Raw genomic sequence first — 25,192 nt, 5'->3', positions numbered from 1 at the left:
GGTCGCGGATTATAACGAGGGTTTCCAGGCTGTGCCATCCGAAAGATCTGAAACTGCTATACGAAGAAAGGTTGCGGCAAACTCTTCGGGTGGTAATGGCAAGCTGACGATGTAGCCTTGGATCTGTTCGCAGCCCTCAGCCGCGAGGAAGCGTTGTTGGGCGAGGTTCTCTACGCCCTCGGCAATGATGGTCAGTTGCATGCTGCGGCCCAGGGCGATAATGGCGCGGGCAATCGCTGCGTCATGCGGGTCGTCCGGTAGGCCGCGGATGAATGACTGATCGATCTTGAGGATGTCCAGCGGCAGGCGCTTGAGGTAACTGAGCGATGAGTAGCCGGTGCCGAAGTCGTCGATGGCCAACTGTACGCCCAGGCGTTTGAGTTGGTGCAGAATCGCCAGGGCCTCTTCGGCCTGGCTCATGATGAAGTTCTCAGTGATCTCCAACTGCAGGTCGCCCGCGCTCAGGTGGTAGGTATTGAGCAACTGTTCAATACGTTTGACCAGGCTGGGCTGGCGTAACTGGGCCCCCGCCAGGTTGATCGACAGTGGGCCGAAGGCGAGGTAGGTCTCTTTCCATTGCTGCATTTGTCGGCAGGCATGTTCCAGCACCCAGTCGCCCAGTTGCAGAATCATGCCGTTCTCTTCTGCCAGCGCAATGAAGTGTTCGGGCGGAACATCACCAAAGGTGGGGTTGCTCCAGCGAATCAGGGCTTCGGCACCAATCAGGCTTTGGGTCTTCAGGCTGAACTTAGGCTGGTAGTACAAGCTCAGTTCGTCGCGCTCAATGGCTCTGCGCAGTTCATGCTCCAAGGCAACGCGCGCGCTGGCCTGTGCGGTCAGGTCGCGTGTGTAGGATTCGACGCGGTTGCGGCCCTTGGCTTTGGAACGGTACATCGCGGCGTCGGCGTTTCGGATAAGTGATGCAACGTCGCTGCCGTCCTGTGGATAAAGGCTGGTACCGATGCTGGCGCTGGTGAAGAACTCATGTTCGCCCGCCTGGAAAGGTGCACTGAAGCAATTCAGTAGCTTGGCGGCGATGTGTTCGGCGTCGCTGGGTTGGTGCAGGCCGGGAAGCAGGATGATGAACTCGTCACCGCCCAGGCGGGCGACGGTGTCGATATCCCGCACTTGCTCCTTCAGGCGATGGGCGATGCCTTTGAGCAGCAGGTCGCCGACCGGGTGACCAAGGCTGTCGTTGATGTGCTTGAAGCGGTCCAGGTCGAGAAACAGCACGGCTCCCTGAGCCTTGGAGGTTTGTGTGCAGCTCAAGGCGGCCTGTAGCCGGCTTTCAAACAGGGTACGGTTGGGCAGGCCGGTCAGTGGATCATGGTGCGCCTGATAGTCGAGCTTGGCCTGGGCATGTTTGATGCTGGAGATGTCGGCGAATACTGCCACGAAGTGGGTGATTTCCCGGCCGCTATTACGTACGGCACTGATGGTCAGCCAGCCTGGGTACACTTCGCCGTTCTTGCGGCGGTTCTGAATTTCGCCTTGCCAGTGGCCTTCGGCGGTCAGTTGGTGCCACATGGCCGCGTAGAAGGCGCTGTCGTGCTGGCCAGAAGCGAGCAGGCGCGGTGTCTGTCCCAGCGCCTCGAATTCGCTGTAGCCGGTGATCTCGCTGAAAGCCCGGTTGACCGCACTGATACGCTGCTCGGTATCGGTGATCAGCACGCCCTCGGCCGTATTCTCGAAGACAGTGGCCGCCAGTTGCAGTTTTTCCTGCATCAGGTGGCGCTCGGTAATATCGCGCGCGATGGTCAGCATGCACTCTTCGCCGGCGATGGGCAGTGGCCGCGCTGAGAGTTCACACAGGCGAATCTGCCCGTCGCTGCGGCGAATATGGCAGGTGTAGTCGCGCACGAAGCCGTCCCTTTCCAGCAGTTCCAGCAGGCGTTTGCGTTCATTGAGGTCAACCCAGATGCCCAGGTCAATCGATGTGCGGTCCAGCGTCATGCTCAGGTCATAGCCTGTCAGGCGGCAGAACCCTTCGTTGACTTCAATCAGCCTGCCGTCTCGCTGGCGCGACAGAAGAAGCCCGTCGGGTGAGGCATGGAAAGCCTTGGCGAACTTCTCTTCGGATGTTTGCAGCTGATCCTGGGCTTCCTTGAGTTGGCTGATGTCGCGTACGGCCACCACCAGGGCAGGCGTGCTATCCAGCTGGAAGGCCTCGACCGAGGTCAGCCCGGTAAACACCTGGCCATTGCGACGTTTGAACAGCATCTCAAGGTTGCGCACCTTTCCGGCCTGCAGGCGCCGCAGTAATTTGGGGCCTATGCCTTCGATGCCCCAGATGTTCAACTCGGTGGCGGTCTTGCCGATGACGTGTGCCGGGCTCAGGCCAAGCTGCTCCTCGAAGGCTTCGTTGACTTCAAGCAGGCAGCCGTCGCTGAGGCGGGCGATAACCAGGATGTCTGGGCACTGCTGGAACACTGAGGCGAACTTTTGCTCAGAAAGGCGCAGGGCCAGTTCGGTATTCTTGGCTTCACTGATGTCTATCATCAAGCCGCGCATGACCGGCTTGTGCCCGTGTTCGATCAGGCTGACGATGTCGCGCACCCACAGGCTACGCCCGTCGGCAGTGATCACCCGGTAGTCGAGGCTGTGATCGCGTCCTGCAGCGGTCTCGCTGTCACAGTAGGCCTGTGCCCAAAGCGCGTCGTCGGGGTGCAGGATGCTGTTCCAGAAGCCGGGCTTGAGCCAGTCGCTGAGTGGATAGCCCAGCAGGTTTTCTGCATGGGGCGAGACGTAGCTGTAGGTGAAATCTTCGGTGTCGGCTTCCCAGGCGATGGCCGAAAGGCTCTCGATCAAGCCGCGGTAGTGGTATTCGCTGCTACGCAACTCCTGTTCAAGGGCGATGCGTCTGGAAATCTCGGAGCTGAGTCGGCGGTTGCTCCAGATGACCACCGCCAGGATGGTGAGCAGCACCAGGATCCCTGGCAAGCCATACATCAGCAGGTCGTACCAGCCTGTGCGGCGATCCAACACCTTGCCGACCCAGCGCTCCTGGATATTGCTGATCTCGCCAGGGCTCATGTCGGCCAGGACTTTGTCGAGGATTGCGACGAGTATTTTATCCTCGCGTGGCACGGCCATTGCCAACTGGTAGCGATAGGGGGTTTCCCCGCTGACATACAAGCCTTCAAGCTTCTGCTGGCGCAGGCTCCAGATACTTGATGCCAGGTCGCCGACCACCGCATCGACCTGGTCTGTCGCCAGGGCTTGCAAGGTCGAGCTGACGTTGGGCAGGGCGACCAGATTGAGGTCGGGGTGGTGGTGGGTGCGTAACAGTTCGTGGGGGGCGTAGTTCTCAACCACGGCGACTTTCAGGCCATAGAGGTCTTTCAGGTCGTGGGGTTGCGCGCCGCCCTGATGGGCAAGAATGACAATCGGAAAATCCAGGTAGGGGCGCGTAAAGGACAGGTAGCTTTGTCGTTCAGGCGTCGACATGATGCCTGGCAACAGATCCAGTTTGCCGTTTCGAGCCTCCTCCAGTACTGCAGTCCAACTGATCGGTTCGATCGGTTTGAATGCGACCCCCAGGCGATCCTCGAGCAAGGTGATGTAGTCGGCGGCCAGTCCCTGGTAGCGACCCTCCTGGTCCCGGTATTCAAAGGGTGGCCAGGAAGCATCGACGCCTAAGCGCAGTTGCGGGTGCGCACTGAGCCAGGCTTGTTCTTCGTCTGTCAGGGTCAAGGCGCCGGCCGTTGCACTCCAGAGAAGCTGGAGCAGCAACAGGATGGCCGGCAATCTGAGCATAGCGGCCTCGTCACACAGGTAGTCTGATTCGAGTGTAGACGGCGCTTTTGCCTAGGGGATAGTGGCGAAAGTCTTAAATGCAGATGCCATGAAAAGAAAAACCCCGGCGCAAGGGCCGGGGTTTGTCATCACTCGTCGAGGAAGGAGCGCAGATGCTCGCTTCGCGTCGGGTGGCGCAGCTTACGCAGTGCCTTGGCTTCAATCTGACGGATCCGCTCACGGGTCACGTCGAACTGCTTGCCGACCTCTTCGAGGGTGTGGTCGGTGTTCATGTCGATACCGAAACGCATGCGCAGCACTTTGGCTTCGCGTGCGGTCAGGCCGGAGAGCACGTCACGGGTTGCTTCCTTGAGGCTTTCGACAGTGGCCACATCAATTGGCGACTGCATGGTCGAGTCCTCGATGAAGTCGCCCAGATGCGAGTCTTCGTCGTCACCGATCGGGGTTTCCATGGAGATCGGCTCTTTGGCGATCTTCAATACCTTGCGGATCTTGTCCTCAGGCATTTCCATGCGCTCACCCAATTCCTCCGGCGTCGGCTCGCGCCCCATTTCCTGCAGCATCTGCCGGGAAATACGGTTGAGCTTGTTGATCGTTTCGATCATGTGTACCGGGATACGGATGGTGCGAGCCTGGTCGGCGATAGAACGGGTAATCGCCTGACGGATCCACCAGGTGGCGTAGGTCGAGAACTTGTAGCCGCGACGGTATTCGAACTTGTCCACCGCCTTCATCAAGCCGATGTTGCCTTCCTGGATCAGATCGAGGAACTGCAGGCCACGGTTGGTGTACTTCTTGGCAATGGAGATCACCAGACGCAGGTTGGCCTCGACCATTTCCTTTTTCGCGCGGCGGGCCTTGGCCTCACCGATCGACATGCGACGGTTGATGTCCTTGATTTCGGCAATCGTCAGACCGGTTTCTGCTTCCAGGTCTACCAGCTTCTGCTGGCAACGCACGATGTCGGCGTCCAGTCGGCCCAATGCTTCAGCCCACTTGGTGCTGCGCTTGGCAAGATCGCCGCTCCAGGTCAGGTCGACTTCGTTGCTTGGGAACATGCGCAGGAAGTCGGCACGTGGCATACGTGCATCACGTACGCACAGCTGCATGATGGCGCGTTCCTGGGCCCGCAGGCGTTCCAGGGCGCTACGTACACGCTCGACCAGTACTTCAAACTGCTTCGGAACCAGTTTGATCGGCATGAACAGCTCGGCCAGTTGCAGCAGCTCGGCAATGCCTTGCTTGCTGTTTCGACCGTGCTTTTTCAGCACCTTGACCGTTGCTTCGAGTTGCTCTGCCACTGCGCCGAAACGCTGGCGAGCGACTTCCGGGTCCGGACCGCTTTCGGTCTCTTCCTCGTCGTCGGAGGCTTCGGCAGCCTCTTCCTCGTCGTCATCAGCGACCGCAGCCGGAGCGGCTTTGGTGTCGACCGGTGGCGGCATTTCGGCCGGCGCGGCGATGCCGTCATCCGGGTCGATGTAGCCACTGAGCACGTCGGACAGGCGGCCGCCTTCGGCGGTTACACGGTCGTATTCGCTGAGGATGTAGTCGACAGTACCCGGGAAGTGGGCAATCGCACCCATGACTTCACGGATGCCTTCCTCGATGCGCTTGGCGATTTCGATTTCGCCTTCACGGGTCAGCAGCTCAACCGTACCCATTTCGCGCATGTACATGCGCACTGGGTCGGTAGTGCGACCAATGTCGGTTTCCACAGCCGCCAACGCGGCGGCCGCTTCCTCGGCGGCGGCTTCGTCGGTATCGGCTTCGGCCAACAAAAGGGCATCCGCATCCGGAGCACTCTCGAATACGTTGATCCCCATGTCGTTGATCATGCGGATGATGTCTTCCACCTGCTCCGGATCTGAAATATCCTCTGGCAGGTGGTCGTTGACCTCCGCGTAAGTCAGGTAGCCCTGCTCACGACCGCGGGTGATCAACTCTTTGATGCGAGACTGCTGTTGCGCTTTTCCGGACATAACACCCTATCCACTGAAGGTCTTGGCGGGCAAAAAAACAAGCCGAGGATTATACCCGAGCATGGACCTCACGCGCCAGTTGAGGTCGGGTTTTGTGCGGGAACATTACGGCTTAACAGGTCGCGCAGCTGATTTTTTTCCTCTGCGCTCAGTTCACTTTGACGTGCTTTCCTGAGCAAATGTTCCAGGCTGCGCTCGCGTTGGCGAGCGGACAAGCTAGTTATAGTGTCGAAAAACTGTTGTTCAAGGTTGTCGGCATCGATCAACCATTCCTTTTCTGCCAGCGCTCGCAGCAAGCGGCCTTGTTCAGTGCCGTGCCAGCGTGCGATCAGCTGTAATGAGCGTAGCTCAGGATTTTTCTGCAAGGCCTCAAGGAGTGCCACCAGTAGCTGAGCGTAATGGTGCTCTTCGGCAGCGAAGTGGCTGGCGTCCTCGACTTTTTTGGCCAGTCGCGGGTGGTGCAGCAGCGTACGCAGGGCGCTCAGCGTGGGTGGCTCGACGGCGGTCGGTACCCGTGGTGGCGCCTCTTGATTGCGGCCATTGCGCTCCCATGGCTTGCCTTTCTTGTCCCAGGGCTTGCCGTCCCACTTCTTTTTCTGGCCACCCTTGTTCGGTGTCCACTGCTGCTGTGGTGGTGCGTACTCGGGCTGATGAAAATCATTGTAATCGGGTGTGTAGTCGGGCATCGCACCGTAGTCGATGCCCGGGTCGTAGCTGGGCGGCGCTTCGGTGGGCGCGCTGTGCGACAGCTGCTCGACCTGCTCGCTATTGAGGCCGGTAATTTCCTTCAGCCGATTACGCATCAGGGCGCGCAGGTTTGCACCGGGCACTTTGTCGATCAGCGGTGCGGCGAGGGTGGCCATGTGGGCCTTGCCTTCGAGCGAGCGCGGGTCGGCCTCTTCGGTCAGTCGTTGGAAAAAGTAATCGGCAAGCGGTTGAGCGTGCTGGTTGATCCGTGCGCGGAAGGCGTCTGTGCCTTCGGCGCGAATCAGGGTGTCAGGGTCTTCACCTTCGGGCAGGAACAGGAAGCGTGCCTTGCGACCATCCTGCAGGCTCGGCAGGGCAGCTTCCAGTGCGCGCCAGGCGGCATTGCGGCCAGCCTGGTCGCCGTCGAAGCAGAACAGCACGCTGGGCACCACGCGGAACAGGCGCTTGAGGTGTTCTTCGCTGGTGGCTGTGCCCAGGGTGGCTACGGCATTGCGCAGGCCTTGCTGGGCCAGGGCGATGACGTCCATGTAGCCTTCTACGACGATGATTTCATCGAGATTGCGGTTGAACTTGCGCGCTTCGTAGAGCCCGTAAAGCTCCTGGCCCTTGTGGAATACAGGCGTCTCCGGGGAGTTCAGGTACTTGGGCTTGTCGTCCCCCAGCACGCGGCCACCAAAGGCGATGACGCGGCCCCGGCTATCGCGGATCGGGAACATGACGCGATCGCGGAAGCGGTCATAGCGTTTGCCGGTTTCGGCGTTCTCGATCAACAGCCCGGCGTCGATCATGGCTTTTTGCTGCAGTGTATCGCTGCTGAGGTGCTTGAATAGGTTGTCCCAGCCGGGCGGGGCGAAGCCCAGGCCGAAGTCGCGGGCAATTTCACCGGACAGGCCACGCCCTTTGAGGTATTCGACTGCTGATTTGCGCGTCGGGTGGCTTTTCAGGGCCTGGCGGTAGTACTCCGCGGCGGCTTCCAGCAGTGGATAGAGCGGTGAATCGGTCGGTTGCCGAGGCTTGTGCCCGCGCTGGCCTTCTTCGCGTGGCACTTCCATGCCGGCCGCTTTGGCCAGTTCCTCGACAGCCTGGGGAAAGTCCAGGTTGTCGTGGTCCATGATGAAGCCCAGGGCGTTGCCACCAGCGCCGCAGCCAAAGCAGTAGTAGAACTGCTTGTCGGGGCTGACGCTGAAAGAAGGGGTCTTCTCTTTATGGAACGGGCAGCAGGCGGTGAGGTTCTTGCCGGCTTTTTTCAGTTGGACGCGTGAGCTCACCACATCGACGATATCGGTGCGGTTGAGGAGGTCGTCAATGAAACTTTGGGGTATCAGCCCGGCCATGGCACTCTCATCATCAGGCGATAAACCAGTGTAATCGCTAATGCTGCGGGAACGGCTGCGCATTCGAGCGTGGTCGAATGTTCATAACACAAGTGTGGAAGAGTGTGCTCGCCTGCAGCCCGTGAGGACTCGTCAGTGTTGACGTGCACAGCTGGCGTGATGCCAGTTCTGACGATTGGAAGGCCTGCTTCAACCGACGAGCGGTCTCTGCAGCTCAGGTGTTTAGGCCTGAGTAAAACATCATCTGCCGACAACCCGGCGTTTAGACCGGGTTAGGCAGAAGCGTGGTCGAACGTCTGTATTAGTACAGACGAACGGCGCGGCGCTGCTCGCGCTGGACTTTCTTGGCGTGACGCTTAACTGCAGCAGCAGCCTTGCGCTTACGCTCGGAAGTCGGCTTCTCGTAAAATTCGCGGCTACGAACTTCAGCCAGTACACCGGCTTTTTCGCAGGAGCGCTTGAAACGACGCAGAGCTACGTCGAAGGGTTCATTCTCTTTAACTTTGACGGCTGGCATCCAGAGCTACCTTCATTTAGTACCGGGGCAACGTACTCGTGGCAAAAATGTGCGCTGGAGAACGTCGGTTTTTAAGGGTTGCGGATGTTAACCCTTAGACGCTCGGAATGCAAAGCCTCTGATCGAAAACCGCTGGTCGGCATCGGGTACGGGGACTATCATGCGCGCCTTCGAATTCAGCCTATACAAGGCATAGACCCATGCTAGTACTGGGATTGGAAACATCCTGCGACGAAACCGGCGTCGCATTATACGACAGTGAGCGCGGTTTGTTGGCCGACGCGCTGTTCAGTCAAATCGACCTTCACCGTGTCTACGGCGGGGTGGTGCCCGAGCTTGCCTCGCGTGATCACGTCAAGCGCATGCTGCCGTTGATCCGGCAGGTGCTGGCCGAGGCCGACTGTGTCGCGACCGAGATCGATGCCATCGCGTATACGGCAGGCCCCGGGCTTGTCGGTGCGTTGCTGGTTGGTGCCTCCTGCGCCCAGGCCCTGGCGTTTGCCTGGGGCATCCCGGCGTTGGGCGTACACCATATGGAAGGCCATCTGTTGGCGCCGATGCTGGAAGCCCAGCCGCCGGAGTTCCCGTTCGTCGCCTTGCTGGTTTCGGGTGGCCACACCCAACTGGTCCGGGTGGATGGTATCGGTCGCTACGAACTGTTGGGCGAGAGCCTGGATGACGCAGCAGGTGAGGCGTTCGACAAGACTGCCAAGCTGATCGGCCTGAACTATCCGGGCGGGCCGGAGATTGCCCGCCTTGCCGCTCAGGGCGTACCGGGACGCTTCGTGTTCCCGCGGCCTATGACCGATCGTCCGGGCCTGGATTTCAGCTTCAGCGGCCTGAAAACCTTTGCCCTCAACACCTGGCAGCAGTGTCAGCGCGCTGGGGACGACGGTGAGCAAACCCGTTGCGACATCTCGCTGGCCTTCCAGCAGGCAGTGGTGGAGACTTTGACCATCAAGTGCCGGCGTGCCTTGAAGCAAACCGGCCTCAAGCGGCTGGTGATTGCCGGTGGAGTGAGCGCGAACAAGGCCTTGCGTGCGTCGTTGGAAGAGATGCTGGCCGGGCTCAAAGGCAATGTGTATTACGCGCGCCCAGCGTTCTGTACCGATAACGGGGCGATGATCGCCTATGCCGGCTGCCAGCGTTTGGCCGCCGGGCAGCACGAAAGCCTGGCAATTACAGTGCAGGCGCGTTGGCCGATGGAGCAGTTGCCAGCGCTTTGAAGCTGAAAGCCATTCATGTTTCAGGTTCAGAAGTGTCGTTCGCGCCCGGCGAAAAGGTCGCGTAGATTGCCGCGATGGCGCCAGACGATCAGTATCGTCAGTACGCTTATCGGCAGCAGTGCCTCAGGTTCACGCCAGGCCAGCAAGGGCAGGGTGAGCGGTGTGGCGATCAACGCGGCCAGCGAACTGGTGCGGGTCAGGCGGAAGGTAAGCAGCCAGGCACTGATGGCCAGTAGAGCGGCCGGCGGGTAGAGGCCAAGGAGCATGCCGGCGGCAGTGGCAACGCCCTTGCCGCCACGAAAGCGAAAGTACACCGGGAACAGATGGCCGATGACGGCGTACAGGCCGATCCAGGCTTGTTGTTGCAGGCCAAAGCCCAGCGCTTGCGCGATCAGTACGGGCAGCAGGCCTTTGCAGAGATCGCCGAGCAGGGTCAGGATGGCGAGTTTTTTTCCCGCCAGGCGCAGCATGTTGGTCGCGCCGGCGTTGCCTGAACCGCTCATGCGCGGGTCGGGGCAGCCGTTCAGGCGGCTGAGTAGGATGGCAAAGGACAGCGAGCCGAGCAGGTAGGCGAGCAATGCCAGTAACCAAAACATGCTAACTATTCCGGGCGAGGACGCCCTGATTCTAACGGCGCAAGGCGCCCTTGTCGTGCAGCGGAGAAAAGTGCTTGGACAGAGTGTTCATCGAAGGGCTGGAAGTCGATACCGTCATCGGTGCTTACGATTGGGAGCGCGGTATTCGCCAGTGCTTGCGGCTGGACCTGCGATTCGCCTGGGACAATCGCCCGGCAGCCGCAGGTGATGACCTGACGCTGGCCCTCGATTACGCCAGCGTGTCGGCGCGCATCCAGGCCTTTGCCGAGCAGGCGCAGTTCCAACTGGTGGAAACCTTTGCCGAGCGCTTGGCCAAGGTGCTGATGGACGAATTTCAGATTCCCTGGCTGCACCTCAAGCTGACCAAGCCCGGCGCCGTCCCGGAAGCCAGCGGGGTGGGTGTGGAGATTGAGCGCGGATGTCTCTGACCACGGTTTACCTTGGGCTTGGTAGCAATACCGAGCGAGAACGGCATTTGACCGCAGGGCTTGATGCGCTGGCATCGTTCCTTGTGGACATGCACTGTTCAGCGGTGTTCGAGAGCCAGGCGGTGGGCATCAAGAGTGGCCCGTTCTTCAATCTGGTGGTGGTGGCGAAGACCGATCTGCCGCTGACGGAGCTGGATCGTCGCTTGAAGTTCATTGAGGCTGAAAACGGTCGTTATGCGCCTGAGCGCAAAGGCCTGCCGCTGGATATCGATGTACTGCTGTACGGCGATCTGGTCGGTAATTTCGATGGTTTGGTGCTGCCGCGTGCCGAAATTCTGAAAAATGCCTTCGTGCTCTGGCCATTGTCGCTGATTGCCCCTGAACTGGTTCATGTGGAAGTCGGTAAGACCATGGCTCAGTTATGGGTCGATTCGCATATCGAACAGGTGTTGGCGCCTGTGCCGTTTGAGTGGCGCGGTCAGCAACTGACGCGTCAGGACACCCTTGGCGGCGATGCAAGCGCCGCCAAGGGTGATCAGGCATGCTAGTGTGCGGCCGCGTCCTTGTAGGCCTTCAGCGCCTTCAGTCGCTCTGATTTAAGCGCATCGCCCAAGGCTTGTCCCGTCAGGCCTTGCTGCACCAATGGCTGGACTGCGACCGCGCGTGCTGCCGCAGCCGCCCCACGCAGGTAGTCCGCTTGTGGGTAGGCCCGCTGTTCCAGCCCAAGGCGCCCACGGGCGTCCATTTCGCAGGCCGCGATGAACGCCTCAAAACGCTCTGGGCGGCGATACACATCGAAGCTCTGCAACAGCTCCAGCAGGGTCGACGCCTTGAGCTCCAGGGCCCGGTGGCTGTGGGTGTGGTACTCGCCGACCAGTATTGCCAGTTCCTGGCAGTCTCGCGGTACCTTGAAACGCTGGTTGACCGCTTTGATCAAGGGCCGCCCGCGATGCTCGTGGGCAATGTGCTGTGGCCATTGCGCTTCAGGGGTCAGGCCTTTGCCCAGGTCGTGCAGCAGGCAAGCCCAGCGCACGCTGAGGGGCTGTTGATGCACGGCCGCCTGTTCCAGCACGGCGAGGGTATGCAGGCCGGTGTCGATTTCCGGATGGTGTGCAGCCGGCTGCGGTACACCGAACAACGCATCGACCTCGGGCAGCAACTCCTTCAGCGCGCCACACGCCCGTAGCACCTCAATGAAGACCTGTGGTTGGTCTTCCATCAGTGCGCGGGAGATTTCCTTCCAGCTGCGTTCTGCCGTAAGGGCCTGGAGTTCCCCGGAGGCGCTGAGTTGGCGCATCAGTTCAAGGGTTTCCGGAGCCACCGTGAAGCCCAGGTAGGCATACCGCGCGGCGAAGCGGGCTACACGTAATACGCGCAGGGGATCTTCGGCGAACGCCGGGGAAACATGGCGTAAGATGCGTGCTTCGAGATCGCGGATGCCGTTGTAGGGGTCAAACACCTGGCCGTGTTCGTCTTCGGCGATGGCATTGATGGTCAGGTCGCGGCGGATGAGGTCTTCTTCGAGGGTGACCTCGGGGCTTGCGTGAAAGGTGAACCCGCCATAGCCACGCCCGCTCTTGCGCTCCGTGCGTGCCAGCGCATATTCCTCGCCGCTGCGTGGATGCAGGAAAACCGGAAAGTCGGCACCGACCGGGCGATAGCCCAAGGCTTGCATCTGCTCGACTGTCGCGCCCACTACCACCCAGTCGATATCTGTTACGGGCCTGTTGAGCAGGCGGTCACGTACCGCGCCGCCGACCTTGTAGATGTGCATTAAAAAACCTCCGTTGATGCCACAGGATACCCTGTCCGGCAGCAACGGAGGCTGGCTTCGCTACAGGTGTACGACGGCCAAGTCGAGGCGACCGTAATCGCCGTCCGAGTGTTCGCCTTTGGGCGGCACATGGTGGGTCTTGACGATCTGGTCGCCCTGCAGGGTTTCCAGGTGGATATCGAAGCCCCAGAGACGGTGCAGGTGCTTGAGTACTTCTTCGGTGGAGTCCCCCAGGGGTTTTCGGTCGTGCTGCTGATGGCGCAGGGTCAGCGAGCGGTCGCCCCGCCGGTCAATGCTCCAGATCTGCACGTTGGGCTCGCGGTTGCCCAGGTTGTATTGGGCGGCCAGGGTCTCACGAATGGTCCGGTAGCCGGCTTCGTCGTGGATCGCGGGCACCAGCAGGTCGTCGCGTTGGTCATCGTCGAGGATGCTGAACAGCTTGAGGTCGCGGATGACCTTGGGCGACAGGTACTGCAGGATGAAGCTCTCGTCCTTGAAGCTGCTCATGGCGAACTTGATGGTCGAGAGCCAGTCGCCACCTGCGATGTCGGGGAACCAGCGACGGTCTTCTTCCGTGGGGTTTTCGCACATGCGGCGAATATCGCGGTACATGGCAAAGCCCAGGGCATAAGGGTTGATGCCGCTGTAGTAGGGGCTGTCGAAACCTGGCTGGAACACCACGCTGGTGTGCGACTGGAGGAACTCCATCATGAAGCCGTCGGTCACCAGCCCTTCGTCGTACAGGTCGTTCATCAGGGTGTAGTGCCAGAAGGTAGCCCAGCCTTCGTTCATCACCTGGGTTTGCCGTTGTGGGTAGAAGTACTGGGCGATCTTGCGCACGATGCGCACCACTTCACGCTGCCAGGGCTCAAGCAGCGGTGCATGCTTCTCGATGAAATACAGGATGTTCTCCTGTGGCTCGGCCGGGAAGCGTGCGTTGTCTCTGTCACTGTTCTTGTCACTGTTCTTGGGTATGGTGCGCCACAGGTCGTTGATCTGTTTCTGCAGGTGTTCTTCACGGTCCTTTTGCCGGCGCCGTTCTTCTTCGGCAGAGATCGGGTAGGGGCGTTTGTAACGGTCTACACCGTAGTTCATCAGGGCATGGCAGGAATCGAGCAGGTCCTCCACGGCATCAATGCCATGCCGCTCTTCGCACTGGGTGATGTACTGCTTGGCGAACACCAGGTAGTCGATGATCGAGCTGGCGTCAGTCCAGGTGCGGAACAGGTAGTTGCCCTTGAAAAAGCTGTTGTGGCCATAGCAGGCATGGGCCACCACCAGCGCCTGCATGCAGATGGTGTTTTCTTCCATCAAGTAGGCGATGCACGGGTCGGAGTTGATGACGATCTCGTACGCCAGGCCCATCTGGCCGCGGCTGTAGGACTTCTCGGTGCTGAGAAAGTGTTTGCCATACGACCAGTGGTGGTAGCCCAGCGGCATGCCGACCGAGGCATAGGCGTCCATCATCTGCTCGGCGGTGATCACCTCGATCTGGTTGGGGTAAGTGTCCAGGGCATAGCGCTCTGCCAGGCGGCCGATCTCACGGTCATAGGCCTGGATGAGTTCGAACGTCCATTCGGACCCCGTGGAAATGGGTTGGCGCTTCTGTTCTCTGGCGGTCATGTCACTAACCTGCGCTGGAAGAGTTCACGGAAGACCGGATAAATATCACCGGCCGATACCAGTTGTTGCTGGGCGAATGTGTCGGGGAAGGACTCGCCGATGCGCTCATACTCGAACCACAGGGCCTGGTGCTCGCGTGGGGTGATCTCGACGTACGTGTAGTACTGCACGAAGGGCATGATCTGCTTGCTGAGGATCTCGCGGCAGATCGGCGAGTCATCATTCCAGTTGTCGCCGTCCGAGGCCTGGGCGGCGTAGATGTTCCACTCGTTGGCCGGGTAACGTTCGGCCATGATCTCCTGCATCATTTTCAGGGCGCTGGAAACGATGGTGCCGCCGGTCTCCCGCGAATAGAAAAACTCTTCCTCGTCCACTTCGCGGGCACTGGTGTGGTGGCGGATGAACACGACTTCGATCTTGTCGTAGTTACGCTTGAGGAACAGGTACAGGAGGATGAAAAAGCGTTTGGCGATGTCCTTGGTCGCCTGGGTCATGGACCCGGAAACGTCCATCAGGCAGAACATCACGGCTTTTGAGCTTGGGTTGGGCTGTTTGACCAGCAAGTTGTACTTGAGGTCGAAGGTATCAAGGAAGGGGACGCGATGAATGCGCGCACTCAACCGCTCTATTTCCGCTTCTATGGCTTGAATGTCGCCGAAATTGTCAGGTTCTTCCTGTTTCAGTCGGGCAAGTTCTTCCTGAGCCTCGCGCAGTTTGGCGCGGCTGCTGCCAGACAGGGCAATACGCCGTGCATGGGCAGAACGCAATGTGCGAATGATGTTGATGCGTGACGGGTTGCCTTCGTTGCTGATACCGGCGCGTACGGTTTTGAAGGTGTCGGTACCGGCCAGGTGACGCTTGACCAGGTTGGGCAATTCGAGGTCCTCGAACATGAATTCGAGAAACTCTTCCTGGGTGATCTGAAAGACGAACTCGTCCATGCCTTCGCCGGAGTTACCGGCCTTGCCGCGTCCACTGCCGCCACCGCCGCCTTGAGGGCGGGCGATATGTTCGCCAGCGGTAAACTCCTTGTTGCCGGGGTGGACGACGGTCTGCTTGCCGCCGCGGCCATGGTGCAGCACCGGCTCGTCAATATCGCGCCCGGGAATACTGATCTGCTCGCCGTGCTCCATATCGGTAATGGAGCGGCGGCTTACGGCCTCCTCGACGGCTTTCTTGATGTGGTCGCGGTAGCGCCGCAAGAAGCGCTGGCGGTTAACCGTGCTCTTGTTCTTGCCGTTCAGACGTCGGTCGATCACATAGCTCATGACTGCTCCTTATGAAGCCGTCTTGGAAAACCTTTGGCGGGTCAATCGGCCAGAACATCCGAAACGGACTGCTCGGGTGCGCACTGAGTGTGGCTGAACCACGCCGCCAGCTTTCCGACAACTTCCCTCAAGCCTGTGTAGCAGATATTGCTGACACAGGCTCTGGGCTAACGACAACCGGTGCTCCGGTTGCGGGTTATTGTGACTTTCTGACCCGCAGGTACCACTCGGAGAGCAGCCGGACTTGCTTGTCGGTGTAACCGCGTTCCACCATCCGTGTGACGAAGTCGTTGTGCTTTTGTTGATCCTCTTTGCTGGCTTTGGCGTTGAAGCTGATGACAGGCAGCAGGTCCTCGGTGTTGGAGAACATTTTCTTCTCGATGACCACACGCAGCTTCTCGTAGCTGAGCCAGGTCGGGTTCTTGCCGTTGTTGTTGGCCCGGGCGCGCAGCACGAAGTTCACGATCTCGTTGCGGAAATCCTTCGGATTGCTGATACCGGCCGGTTTTTCGATCTTCTCCAGCTCCTCGTTGAGGGCAATGCGGTTGAGGATCTCGCCGGTTTCCGGATCGCGGTACTCCTGGTCCTGAATCCAGAAGTCGGCGTAGAGCACGTAGCGGTCGAAGATGTTTTGACCGTACTCGCTGTAGGACTCCAGGTAAGCGGTCTGGATTTCCTTGCCGATGAACTCGATGTAGCGGGGCGCCAGGTACTCTTTCAGGTAGCGCAGGTAACGCTCGCGCACCTCAGCCGGGAACTGTTCCTGTTCGATCTGCTGCTCCAGCACATACAGCAGGTGTACCGGGTTGGCGGCGATTTCGTGCGGGTCGAAGTTGAAGACCTTGGACAAGATCTTGAAGGCAAAACGGGTTGAAAGGCCGTTCATGCCTTCATCGACCCCGGCCGCGTCGCGGTATTCCTGGATCGACTTGGCCTTTGGATCGGTGTCCTTGAGGTTTTCGCCGTCATAGACGCGCATCTTCGAGTAGATGTTGGAGTTCTCTGGCTCCTTGAGGCGCGACAATACGGTGAACTGGGCAAGCATCTTCAGGGTGTCGGGCGCGCAATGGGCCTTGGCCAGGGAGCTGTTGAATAGGAGTTTGTCGTAGATCTTGATCTCATCGCTGACGCGCAGGCAGTACGGCACCTTGACGATGTAGATCCGGTCGATGAACGCCTCGTTGTTCTTGTTGTTGCGGAAGCTGTGCCATTCCGATTCGTTGGAGTGGGCCAACAGGATCCCGGAGTAGGGGATCGCGCCCAGGCCTTCGGTACTGTTGTAGTTACCTTCCTGGGTTGCGGTCAGCAACGGGTGCAGGACCTTGATCGGCGCCTTGAACATCTCGACGAATTCCATCAGGCCCTGGTTGGCCCGGCACAATGCCCCCGAGTAGCTGTAGGCGTCAGCGTCGTTCTGTGGGTACTCCTCCAGCTTGCGGATATCGACTTTACCGACCAGTGCAGAGATGTCCTGGTTGTTCTCATCGCCTGGCTCGGTCTTGGCTACCGCGATCTGGTTGAGGATCGAGGGGTAGAGTTTGACCACCTTGAACTTGCTGATGTCGCCGCCGAACTCGGACAGGCGTTTGGTGGCCCATGGCGACATGATGGTATTCAGGTAGCGCCGTGGAATGCCGTACTCTTCCTCAAGGATGCTGCCGTCTTCCGCGGCATTGAACAGCCCCAGCGGGGACTCGAAAACGGGTGAGCCCTTGATGGCGTAGAAGGGCACTTTCTCCATCAACTGCTTCAGCTTTTCTGCCAGTGACGATTTACCGCCGCCGACCGGGCCGAGCAGGTAGAGAATCTGCTTCTTCTCTTCCAGGCCCTGAGCGGCGTGGCGGAAGTAGGAGACGATCTGGTCGATGCATTCTTCCATGCCGTGGAAGTCTTCAAAGGCCGGGTAGCGCCGTATGACCTTGTTGGAGAAAATCCGCGACAGCCTCGAGTTGTGCGAAGTGTCGATCAGCTCTGGTTCGCCAATAGCCATCAGCAGGCGTTCGGCCGCCGAAGCATAGGCACTGCGATCTTTCTTGCAGAGCTCTAGATACTCTTGCAGCGAAAGTTCTTCCTGACGGGTGGACTCGAAACGTTGTTGGAAGTGGCTAAAAATACTCATGACGTCACCTCGCTCGATACGTGGAGCCGACGCCGGATCAGTCAGCTGATGCTGGCAAACAACCGGATGCCCGATTGCTTCATACCCCCCAGAACACCTGTAAAATCGCTACCGATGACCCGCACGCCGGTGTACCGGCTCTCCCCTTTTTGGATGGCCTGAGCCTAAGAATAGTTCGGAATCGGGGAGGTCAAGGGTGGTTGCGTGATAAGTTCGCCACGACCGTTCGTCAGATCTGGCGCCAGCCCACAGGGGACGTGGGCTGGAGGACCGTGAAAAAAATTATTCGGCGTCGCCTTGAGCGGTTTGCTCGGGGTAGACGCTACGCCACAGTTCGAAACCGCCATCAAGGCTGTAGACGTCGGAAAAGCCCTGGCTGACCAGATAGGCCGCTGCGCTTTGGCTGGAATTACCGTGGTAGCAGACCACCACCAGCGGGGCATCGAGGTCGGCATTGCGGATGAAGTCGGCAACCGACTGGTTATCCAGGTGCTGAGCACCTGTGATGTGGCTGGCGGCGTAGGTCTGTGGATCGCGAATGTCGACCACGACCGCACCTTGCTCACGCAGCGCTTGGGCTTGCTCGGGAGGGATGCGTTTGAATTCGCTCATGGGGGTTCCTTCAGGAGTGATCAGCCATCTGAGAGGCTGCAGGCATTGAGGGTTGTGGGCGCAGGCTGCCTTCGCTGCTGCATTCGCACTCGAAGCGCTCGCCTGTGTCGACGTTCATCAGGGTCATGGACCCGCCCCAGACACAGCCGGTGTCCAGTGCGTACAGGCCGGGTACGTCACACCGGCCTTCAAGCGCAGCCCAATGACCGAAGATGATCTTCAGGCCGTGGGTGCGTCGCTCCTTGTGACTGAACCAGGGCGCATAGCCAGGCGGGGCGGTATCGACTCCCTCCTTGCCCTTGAGGTCGAGCTTGCCGTCGCTGGTGCAGAAGCGCATGCGGGTGAAGTAGTTGGTGATAACCCGCAAGCGCGTCACCCCGTGGAGGCTCTTGTCCCACTTGTTCGGTTCATTGCCGTACATGCCGTCCAGATAGGGCTTCAGACGGGTGTCATCGCGCAGCACTTCCTCGACTTCCGCGGCCAGGCGCCGAGCCTTGTTCAGGCTCCACTGCGGCGGGATGCCAGCATGCACCAGGGCGATTTCGCGTTGCTCGTCGTAGTGCAGCAGCTTTTGCTGGCGTAGCCAGTCGAGCAGGTCTTTGGCGTCTGGCGCTTCGATGATCTCGCGCAGGGTGTCACTCTTTTTCAGGCGCTCGATATTGTGCCCGGCCGCCAGCAGGTGCAGGTCATGGTTGCCCAGTACGCACACCAGTGAGTCACGCATGCCGTAGAGGAAGCGCAGGGTTTCCAGCGATTCCGGGCCACGGTTGACCAGGTCGCCGACCAGCCACAGCGTATCGACGGCAGGGTTGAACGCCACGCGCTTCAGCAGGCATTTGAGGGGTTGCAGGCAGCCTTGCAGGTCGCCGACGGCATAAACCGCCATCAGTGTAGGGCCCCAGGCACTGCAAGCCGGAATGGCGCGATGATCGCATCGAAGCGTTTGCCGTCTTCGGCAAACATCTGGTAGGTGCCTTGCATGGTGCCAACACGCGTGCTGATGACCGCGCCGCTGCTGTAGGTATGGCTGGCTCCGGGCTCGATCAGCGGTTGCTGGCCAACCACGCCGGCACCGCGTACTTCTTCGACTTCGCCATCGCCGTTGGTGATCAGCCAATGGCGGGACATCAGCTTGGCGGGCAACTGGCCGTTGTTCTGCACCGTGATGGTGTAGGCAAAGGCATAACGGTCGTTGTCGGGTTGGGACTGCTCGGGAAGGAATCGGGTGACGACGCTGACGTCGATCTGGTAGCGAGGATCAGACATGCAAAGGGCCTTAAGCAAACGCGAATGCTGCAATTGCTTCAGTCTAGGCCAAAGGCGGGGCGGCCGGCCAGCCGTGAATGCACGGTTGACCGGCGGGAGGCTTATTCGGCGCCGTTCTGCTCGGCCAGTTTGTCGGCCAGGCGGACAAAGGCGGCGAGATCGAGTTGCTCCGGACGCAGGCTGCCATCGACATTGGCCGCCTCGATCGCCTCGCTGCTGAGCAGCGCCTTGAGGGTGTTGCGCAAGGTCTTGCGGCGCTGGTTGAAGGCTTCACGAACAATGCGCTCAAGCAGCCGGTGGTCTTTGGCTGGGTGCGGCAGGGTTTCGTGAGGCACCAGGCGGACGATGGCTGAATCAACCTTGGGAGGCGGGTTGAAGGCGCCAGGCCCGACGTTGAACAGGTGCTCGACCTTGCAATGGTACTGAACCATGATCGACAGACGTCCCCAGTCGCCGCCACCAGGCCCTGCGGCCAGGCGCTCGACCACTTCTTTCTGCAGCATGAAGTGCATGTCACGGATCAGCCCGGCGTTATCCAGCAGGTGGAAAATCAGCGGGGTGGAGATGTTGTACGGCAGGTTGCCGACGACACGCAGGCTGTGTGGGGCTGCCCCCAGGCTGGTGAAGTCGAACTTCAGGGCGTCGCCCTGGTGCAGGCGGAAGTTGTCACGGCCGGCGAACTGGTGGTTGAGGATCGGGATCAGGTCCTTGTCCAGTTCCACCACGTCCAGCTCTGCGCCACTGCCCAGCAGGCCTGCGGTCAGTGCACCCTGGCCTGGGCCGATTTCCAGCATGCGCTCGCCTGGGCGAGCGTGAATGGCACGCAGGATACGGTCGATAACGCCTGCGTCATGCAGGAAGTTCTGGCCGAAGCGCTTGCGCGCCCGGTGTTGGTATTGCTCACTCATAAACGGGTCTCGGCCATCTGATAGGCGGTTTCCAGGGCGACCTGCAGGCTGCCGGTGTCGATCTTGCCGGTTCCGGCAAGGTCCAGGGCGGTGCCATGATCAACCGAAGTGCGGATGATCGGCAGGCCCAGGGTCACGTTCACTGCAGCGCCAAACCCTTTGTACTTGAGTACGGGCAGGCCTTGGTCGTGGTACATCGCCAGCACTGCATCGCAGTGCTCCAGATATTTGGGGGTAAACAGGGTATCGGCGGGCAGTGGGCCGCGCAGGTCCATGCCTTCGCTGCGCAGGCGCGCCAATGTCGGTTCGATAATGTCGATTTCTTCGCGGCCCAGATGGCCGCCTTCACCGGCATGCGGGTTGAGGCCGCAGACCAGGATGCGCGGGTTGGCGATGCCAAACTTGTTCACCAGGTCGGCATGCAGGATGCGCGTGACGCGCTCCAGCCGCTCCTCGGTGATGGCGTCGGCCACGTCGCGCAAGGGCAGGTGAGTGGTCACCAGTGCAACACGCAGGCCGCGTGTCGCCAGCATCATTACCACCTGCTGGGTGTGGGTGAGGTCAGCAAGAAACTCGGTGTGGCCGGAGAAGGCGATACCGCTCTCGTTGATCACGCCTTTGTGCACCGGCGCGGTGATCATGCCCGCGAAATGGCCATCCAGGCAGCCTTGGCCTGCACGGGTGAGGGTTTCCAGCACGAAGGCGGCGTTGGCTTTATCCAGTTGCCCAGGCACCACAGCGGTTTGCAGCGGTGTATCCCAGACATACAGGCTGCCTGCGTCGGCAGGTGTATCCGGGAAGGCATCGGCAGACACGGGCAGCAGTGTGACGGCCACGCCCAACTGCGCGGCCCGCTCGGCGAGCAGGTCACGGTTGGTAATGGCGATCAGAGGGTAAGGCTGGGCGTGTGCAGCGAGCAGCAGGCACAGGTCTGGACCTATGCCGGCCGGCTCGCCGGGTGTCAGGGCGAAACGTTGGCGTTTCACTGGGCGGCCTGGGCCGCGCCGGGGAGCTTGATTTCAACGTAGGCTTCGTCACGAATCTGACGCAGCCAGGTCTGCAGCTCCTCGTCGTACTTGCGGTTGCGCAGTACGGTCAACGCTTGTTGTTCGCGGGCTTGAGTCGTGCTGTCGGTGGCGCGGCGACCCAGCACTTCAAGTACGTGCCAGCCGTATTGGGTCTTGAAGGGCTTGGACACTACACCTTGCTGGCTGCTTGCCATGACTTCGCGGAACTCCGGCACCAGCGCGTTCGGGTCGATCCAGTTCAGGTCGCCACCATTGAGTGCCGAGCCTGGGTCTTCCGAGAAGCTCTTGGCCAGTTCAGCGAAGTCTTCCCCGGCCTTGATCCGGTCGTAGAGCTTTTCCACCAACTGCTTGGTTGCGGCTTCGCTGCGGATCTCGCTTGGCTTGATCAGGATGTGACGAACATGGACTTCGTCACGAACCTGGGTTTGGCCACCACGCTTGTCCAGCAGCTTGAGGATGATGAAGCCCCCTGGCGTACGCACTGGCTCTGTAACATCACCGACCGACAGGGAACTCAGCAGGCGGTCGAACGGTGGTGGCAGTTGAGCAGCTTTGCGCCAGCCCATCTCACCACCTTCCAGTGCCGTTTCGCTGGCGGAACGAGCGATAGCCAGTTGGCCGAAGTCGGCACCCTGCTTGAGCTGCTGGTACACCTCACCGGCTTGCTTGGCCGCAGCCTGGATTGCAGCCGAGTTGGCGCTTTCCGGGGTCGGGATCAGGATGTTCGCCAGGCGGAACTCTTCAGAGAGTTGCATCTTGCCCAAGTCCGAGGCGAGGAAGTTCTTCACTTCCTGCTCCGACACTTGAATGCGCTCGGCTACACGGCGTTGACGCACACGGCTGATGATCATCTCGCGGCGAACCTGCTCGCGGGCGTCCTCATAGGAGAGGCCGTCGCGGGCCAGGGCTGCGCGGAACTGATCGATGCTCATGCCATTGCGCTGGGCAATGGTGCCAATGGCCTGGTTCAGCTCTTCATCGGTGATGCGGATGCCGGAACGGTCGCCGATCTGCAATTGCAGGTTCTCGACGATCAGGCGTTCCAGTACCTGTGGCTCCAGGGCGCTGGCTGGCGGAACGCCAGAACCGCGCTTGGCGATGGTTTGCTGCACCTCGTGCACACGTTGGTCCAGTTGGCTTTGCATGACCACATCGTTATCGACGATGGCCACCACGCGGTCCAGTTCCTGTACCGCGGCATGCACTGCGGAACTCAGCAATACAGCGCCCAGCATCAGCGGGCGCAGACAATCAATAAGCTTGGTCTTCACGTGTACGATAACCTTGAATGCCTTCGTCGAGGAACGTCTCGACCTTGTTGCCCACTACGCCACCGAGACCTTTGAGTACGATCTGCAGGAAGATGCCGTGGTCGCCTTTTTCGTTGCTTGGTGCGTCCTGGCTGAACTCGTCGTAGTCGATCCAGTAGCGGTTGATCAGACGCAGTTTCCAGCAGCAGTTGTCGTACTCGAAACCACCGAAGGCTTCCAGCGTACGGTTGCGGTTGTAGTCATGCTGCCAGCGAGCGATGGCATTCCACTGCGGAACGACCGGCCAGATGACAGAGAAGTCATGCTGCTGGATCTTGTAGTAGTCCTTGACGTAGTTCGCGTCACCCGGCTTGCCATAGTCGCCACCACCCACCTGCCATTTACCAGTGGTCTGGTCATAGCGGACGGCATCGTTACGGTAGCGATAGCCGAGGTTGACCACTTTGTTGACGTTGTCTTCAGGCTGGTAGTGGAACATCGCACTGCCCGAACGGGTGCTGCGGCTGTCCGGATCCCAGTTGAAGTCGGAGTTCAGGCGCCAGTCGCGGTTGAAGCGGTACTGGTATTCCAGCGCGTAGGGCGAGACATTCGCTTGGGCATCTTCGCGATCACGCCAGTCAATACGCGGCAACTGGACTTTGCGGTCCTTGAAGTACAGGGCCTGGCCAATGCTGAAGCGTTGCCGTTCGAAACCGTTCTCTTCAATCCAGCGGTTGGTCACGCCAAGCGACAGTTTGTTCTCGTCGCCGATGCGGTCGGAGCCACTGAAGCGGTTCTCACGGAAGAGTGAGGAATAGCTGAAGGTGCTTTCGCTGGTGTCAAAGACTGGGATATCAGTCTGGTCTTTGTAAGGCACATACAGGTAGAACAGTCGCGGTTCCAGGGTCTGGCGGTAGTTCTTGCCGAACCATTGGGTGTTGCGGTCGAAGTACAGGCCGCTGTCCACGCTGAAGACAGGGACGTCACGGTTCTGCGAGCTTTTGAAGGTCTCGCCATCGGCCAGTGTGTCTTTCCCGCGCTGATCCAGGTCCAGGTTGTAGTCGGTGTAGACGTAGGTCAGTGATGGTTTCAGGAAGCCATAACCGGTTTCCAGCGGCAGGCTGATTCGTGGTGCCAGGTTGATTCGGTCACCATTGGCACGTGCCAGGCCCGAAACGCGAGTGTCATACCAAGGGCTGGCGACCCCGTTTTCATCGACAAAGTCGCCGGTGCGCAGATCGCGCTCAAAGCGTGCGAACTCGGTCTTGTAGGAAAGGTCCAACCCGCCTGGATGGTACGGCAGCTTCCCGTTGAAGGTGATTTGCGGCAACCGGTCGTATGGTGTGATCCGGGTGATCGTCGCCAGCTCGTAGGCCTGCACGTTCAACCGCGCCGTGTAATCCTCGGCACGGTAGGTGAGCGCACCCTGCTGGTTCACGTAGTCGCGGCTTTCAACGCCAATCTGGTCGGTTTCCAGATCCTGGAAGTAATACGGATCGCTGATGTCGGTGTAGTCGACTTCAGTCATCAGGCGCGAGTCAAGGCCGCCCTTGTGCTGCCAGTTGATCATCCAGCGCTGGTCCTTGTAGTCGGACTGCAGCTTGCGTTCGTCTTCCTTGTCGTTCAACCAGGCGCCGCCGAATTGGCCTTCGCTGGACTCGGTCAGGTAGCGGAACTCGCCTTCCATCAACAGGCCGCGCTTGGCCATGTAGCGCGGGTACAACGTGGCATCGTAGTTCGGCGCCAGGTTGAAGTAGTACGGGGTGACCAGCGTGAAGCCGCTGTCGCTGCTGGTGCTGAACGACGGTGGCAGGAAGCCGGATTGGCGACGGTCGTCGATCGGGAAGTAGATGTACGGTGTATAGAACACCGGGAAATCCTTGACCCGCAGGGTGACGTTGGTCGCAGTGCCGAAACCGGTGGCCGGGTTCAGGGTGATGTTGTTGCCCTTGAGCTGCCAGGCGTTGCTGTTCGGCTCACAGGTGGTGTAGGTACCGTCTTTCAGCCGGATGATGGCGTTTTCGGCGCGCTTGGCATACAGGGCGTTACCGCGGATGTGTGACTTGTGCATCACGTATTCGGCGTTGTCGACCTTGGCTTCGCCAGTGTCGAGCTGAATATCGGCGTGATCGCCAACCACCAGCGAGCCGTTGTCGCGAATCTTCACGTTGCCTTTGAGTTCACCACGGTTTTCAGCCTGGTACAGGTTGGCTTCATCGGCCTCGACCTGCATGCTGCCCTGGCGCATCACTACGTCACCGGCGAGCTGAGCGATCTGCTGCTCCTGCTGATAGCGCGAAACCTTGGCACCAATGAAGGTCGGTGCTTCGTCTTTCGGGGTGCTGTCGTTCATGCCGGGGCGGGTTGGCTCGACATAGGCGCCACCACAATACGGGCCGGTCTCGGCCAGTTGTGCAGGGGTCAGCTTGTCACGGGGTACCCAGTCAAGATGGCTGTAATCGGCGCTACGCGATTTCAGTACACGGCCTTTGCTTTCAGTGACGAGCATCGGGCCTTTGCCCGGCTCTTCAGCCGCTTCGGCAGCGGGTGCCGAGCTTTCGTCGGTCGAGCTGACGGCGGCGCCTGGGTGCACAGGACGTGGAGGCAGGTTGGCAGTAGTGGTCTTGGGCTTGCAGTCCCAACCGCCGGCAGCAGACACTTGACAGTCGAACTGTTCTGCGGCGACCACATACGACGTCGCCAGAGGTTGCATGGCCAGCAAGCCGCCGGTAACCAGCAACGGGAATTTTTTACGAAACGCGGGGGATTTCAATGCCATCTTATTAGTCCGGGCTTCCTG

The 25,192-nt window shown here is 59.9% G+C and carries 19 protein-coding genes; 3 read left to right on the top strand and 16 right to left on the bottom strand.

Annotated features, from left to right (window positions below):
• Positions 1–9 precede the first annotated feature (9 nt).
• From ACZ9H3_RS13455 to rpsU, 4 genes are all read right to left on the bottom strand, one after another.
• The gene (locus ACZ9H3_RS13455) at positions 10–3,756 is read right to left on the bottom strand and encodes an EAL domain-containing protein (RefSeq protein ID WP_476221080.1); all 3,747 of its coding nucleotides are present in this window, start codon (positions 3,754–3,756) and stop codon (positions 10–12) included.
• Between the two features lie 128 nt (positions 3,757–3,884).
• Entirely contained in the window at positions 3,885–5,735 is a 1,851-nt protein-coding gene (gene rpoD / locus ACZ9H3_RS13450; RefSeq protein ID WP_065759045.1) for an RNA polymerase sigma factor RpoD, read from the bottom strand.
• Positions 5,736–5,803: 68 nt separating this feature from the next.
• On the bottom strand, positions 5,804–7,777 hold the full coding sequence (dnaG, locus tag ACZ9H3_RS13445; RefSeq protein ID WP_476221078.1) for a DNA primase: 1,974 nt from the start codon (positions 7,775–7,777) through the stop codon (positions 5,804–5,806).
• 301 nt (positions 7,778–8,078) lie between these two features.
• Complete coding sequence (rpsU, locus tag ACZ9H3_RS13440; RefSeq protein ID WP_002551877.1) at positions 8,079–8,294, bottom strand: 30S ribosomal protein S21; 216 nt, start codon at positions 8,292–8,294, stop codon at positions 8,079–8,081.
• Positions 8,295–8,494: 200 nt separating this feature from the next.
• On the opposite strand from rpsU, the gene tsaD reads away from it, so the two are divergent.
• Positions 8,495–9,520 (top strand): tRNA (adenosine(37)-N6)-threonylcarbamoyltransferase complex transferase subunit TsaD, encoded by a 1,026-nt coding sequence (tsaD, locus tag ACZ9H3_RS13435; protein WP_065759043.1) that lies wholly within the window; start codon positions 8,495–8,497, stop codon positions 9,518–9,520.
• 26 nt (positions 9,521–9,546) lie between these two features.
• Here the strand turns inward: tsaD and plsY are convergent, their stop codons facing one another.
• Positions 9,547–10,116 carry a glycerol-3-phosphate 1-O-acyltransferase PlsY gene (gene plsY / locus ACZ9H3_RS13430; RefSeq protein WP_102052167.1) on the bottom strand — a complete coding sequence of 190 codons (570 nt, stop codon included), beginning with the start codon at positions 10,114–10,116 and terminating at the stop codon, positions 9,547–9,549.
• A gap of 74 nt (positions 10,117–10,190) precedes the next feature.
• Here plsY and folB point away from each other — a divergent pair, with 74 nt between their 5' ends.
• Both folB and folK read left to right on the top strand, forming a co-directional pair.
• Entirely contained in the window at positions 10,191–10,544 is a 354-nt protein-coding gene (folB, locus tag ACZ9H3_RS13425; protein WP_065759041.1) for a dihydroneopterin aldolase, read from the top strand.
• On the top strand, positions 10,535–11,092 hold the full coding sequence (folK, locus tag ACZ9H3_RS13420) for a 2-amino-4-hydroxy-6-hydroxymethyldihydropteridine diphosphokinase (RefSeq protein WP_476221076.1): 558 nt from the start codon (positions 10,535–10,537) through the stop codon (positions 11,090–11,092). The genes folB and folK overlap by 10 nt, the downstream gene beginning before the upstream one ends.
• Here folK and ACZ9H3_RS13415 read toward each other — a convergent pair.
• The 11 genes from ACZ9H3_RS13415 to ACZ9H3_RS13365 form a co-directional block, all read right to left on the bottom strand.
• Complete coding sequence (locus ACZ9H3_RS13415) at positions 11,089–12,318, bottom strand: multifunctional CCA addition/repair protein (RefSeq protein WP_102052165.1); 1,230 nt, start codon at positions 12,316–12,318, stop codon at positions 11,089–11,091. The genes folK and ACZ9H3_RS13415 overlap by 4 nt on opposite strands.
• A gap of 60 nt (positions 12,319–12,378) precedes the next feature.
• A complete protein-coding gene (locus tag ACZ9H3_RS13410) occupies positions 12,379–13,941 on the bottom strand; it encodes a SpoVR family protein (protein ID WP_065759038.1) in 1,563 nt (520 codons plus the stop codon).
• Positions 13,938–15,209, bottom strand: coding sequence for a YeaH/YhbH family protein (locus ACZ9H3_RS13405; protein WP_065759037.1), 1,272 nt, complete (start codon positions 15,207–15,209; stop codon positions 13,938–13,940). The genes ACZ9H3_RS13410 and ACZ9H3_RS13405 overlap by 4 nt, the downstream gene beginning before the upstream one ends.
• 196 nt (positions 15,210–15,405) lie before the next feature.
• Complete coding sequence (locus ACZ9H3_RS13400; RefSeq protein ID WP_065759036.1) at positions 15,406–17,328, bottom strand: PrkA family serine protein kinase; 1,923 nt, start codon at positions 17,326–17,328, stop codon at positions 15,406–15,408.
• A 282-nt stretch (positions 17,329–17,610) separates the two neighbouring features.
• Entirely contained in the window at positions 17,611–17,940 is a 330-nt protein-coding gene (glpE, locus tag ACZ9H3_RS13395; RefSeq protein WP_454240255.1) for a thiosulfate sulfurtransferase GlpE, read from the bottom strand.
• Positions 17,941–17,950: 10 nt separating this feature from the next.
• Positions 17,951–18,826 (bottom strand): symmetrical bis(5'-nucleosyl)-tetraphosphatase, encoded by an 876-nt coding sequence (locus tag ACZ9H3_RS13390; protein ID WP_099775992.1) that lies wholly within the window; start codon positions 18,824–18,826, stop codon positions 17,951–17,953.
• Positions 18,826–19,206, bottom strand: a complete 381-nt coding sequence (apaG, locus tag ACZ9H3_RS13385) for a Co2+/Mg2+ efflux protein ApaG (RefSeq protein ID WP_099775990.1) — start codon at positions 19,204–19,206, stop codon at positions 18,826–18,828. Before apaG ends, ACZ9H3_RS13390 begins: the two co-directional genes overlap by 1 nt.
• A 101-nt stretch (positions 19,207–19,307) precedes the next feature.
• Positions 19,308–20,114, bottom strand: a complete 807-nt coding sequence (rsmA, locus tag ACZ9H3_RS13380) for a 16S rRNA (adenine(1518)-N(6)/adenine(1519)-N(6))-dimethyltransferase RsmA (protein WP_330522819.1) — start codon at positions 20,112–20,114, stop codon at positions 19,308–19,310.
• The gene (gene pdxA, locus ACZ9H3_RS13375; RefSeq protein ID WP_065759031.1) at positions 20,111–21,100 is read right to left on the bottom strand and encodes a 4-hydroxythreonine-4-phosphate dehydrogenase PdxA; all 990 of its coding nucleotides are present in this window, start codon (positions 21,098–21,100) and stop codon (positions 20,111–20,113) included. The genes rsmA and pdxA overlap by 4 nt, the downstream gene beginning before the upstream one ends.
• Complete coding sequence (gene surA, locus ACZ9H3_RS13370; RefSeq protein ID WP_065759030.1) at positions 21,097–22,413, bottom strand: peptidylprolyl isomerase SurA; 1,317 nt, start codon at positions 22,411–22,413, stop codon at positions 21,097–21,099. The genes pdxA and surA overlap by 4 nt, the downstream gene beginning before the upstream one ends.
• Positions 22,394–25,171 (bottom strand): LPS-assembly protein LptD, encoded by a 2,778-nt coding sequence (locus ACZ9H3_RS13365; RefSeq protein ID WP_476221072.1) that lies wholly within the window; start codon positions 25,169–25,171, stop codon positions 22,394–22,396. The genes surA and ACZ9H3_RS13365 overlap by 20 nt, the downstream gene beginning before the upstream one ends.
• Between the last annotated feature and the right edge of the window lie 21 nt (positions 25,172–25,192).

It is taken from the genome of Pseudomonas sp. TE3910 (genome assembly GCF_056279025.1).
The sequence above is the reverse complement of the archived record's forward strand: the minus strand, read 5'-3'. Positions and strand labels throughout refer to the sequence as shown.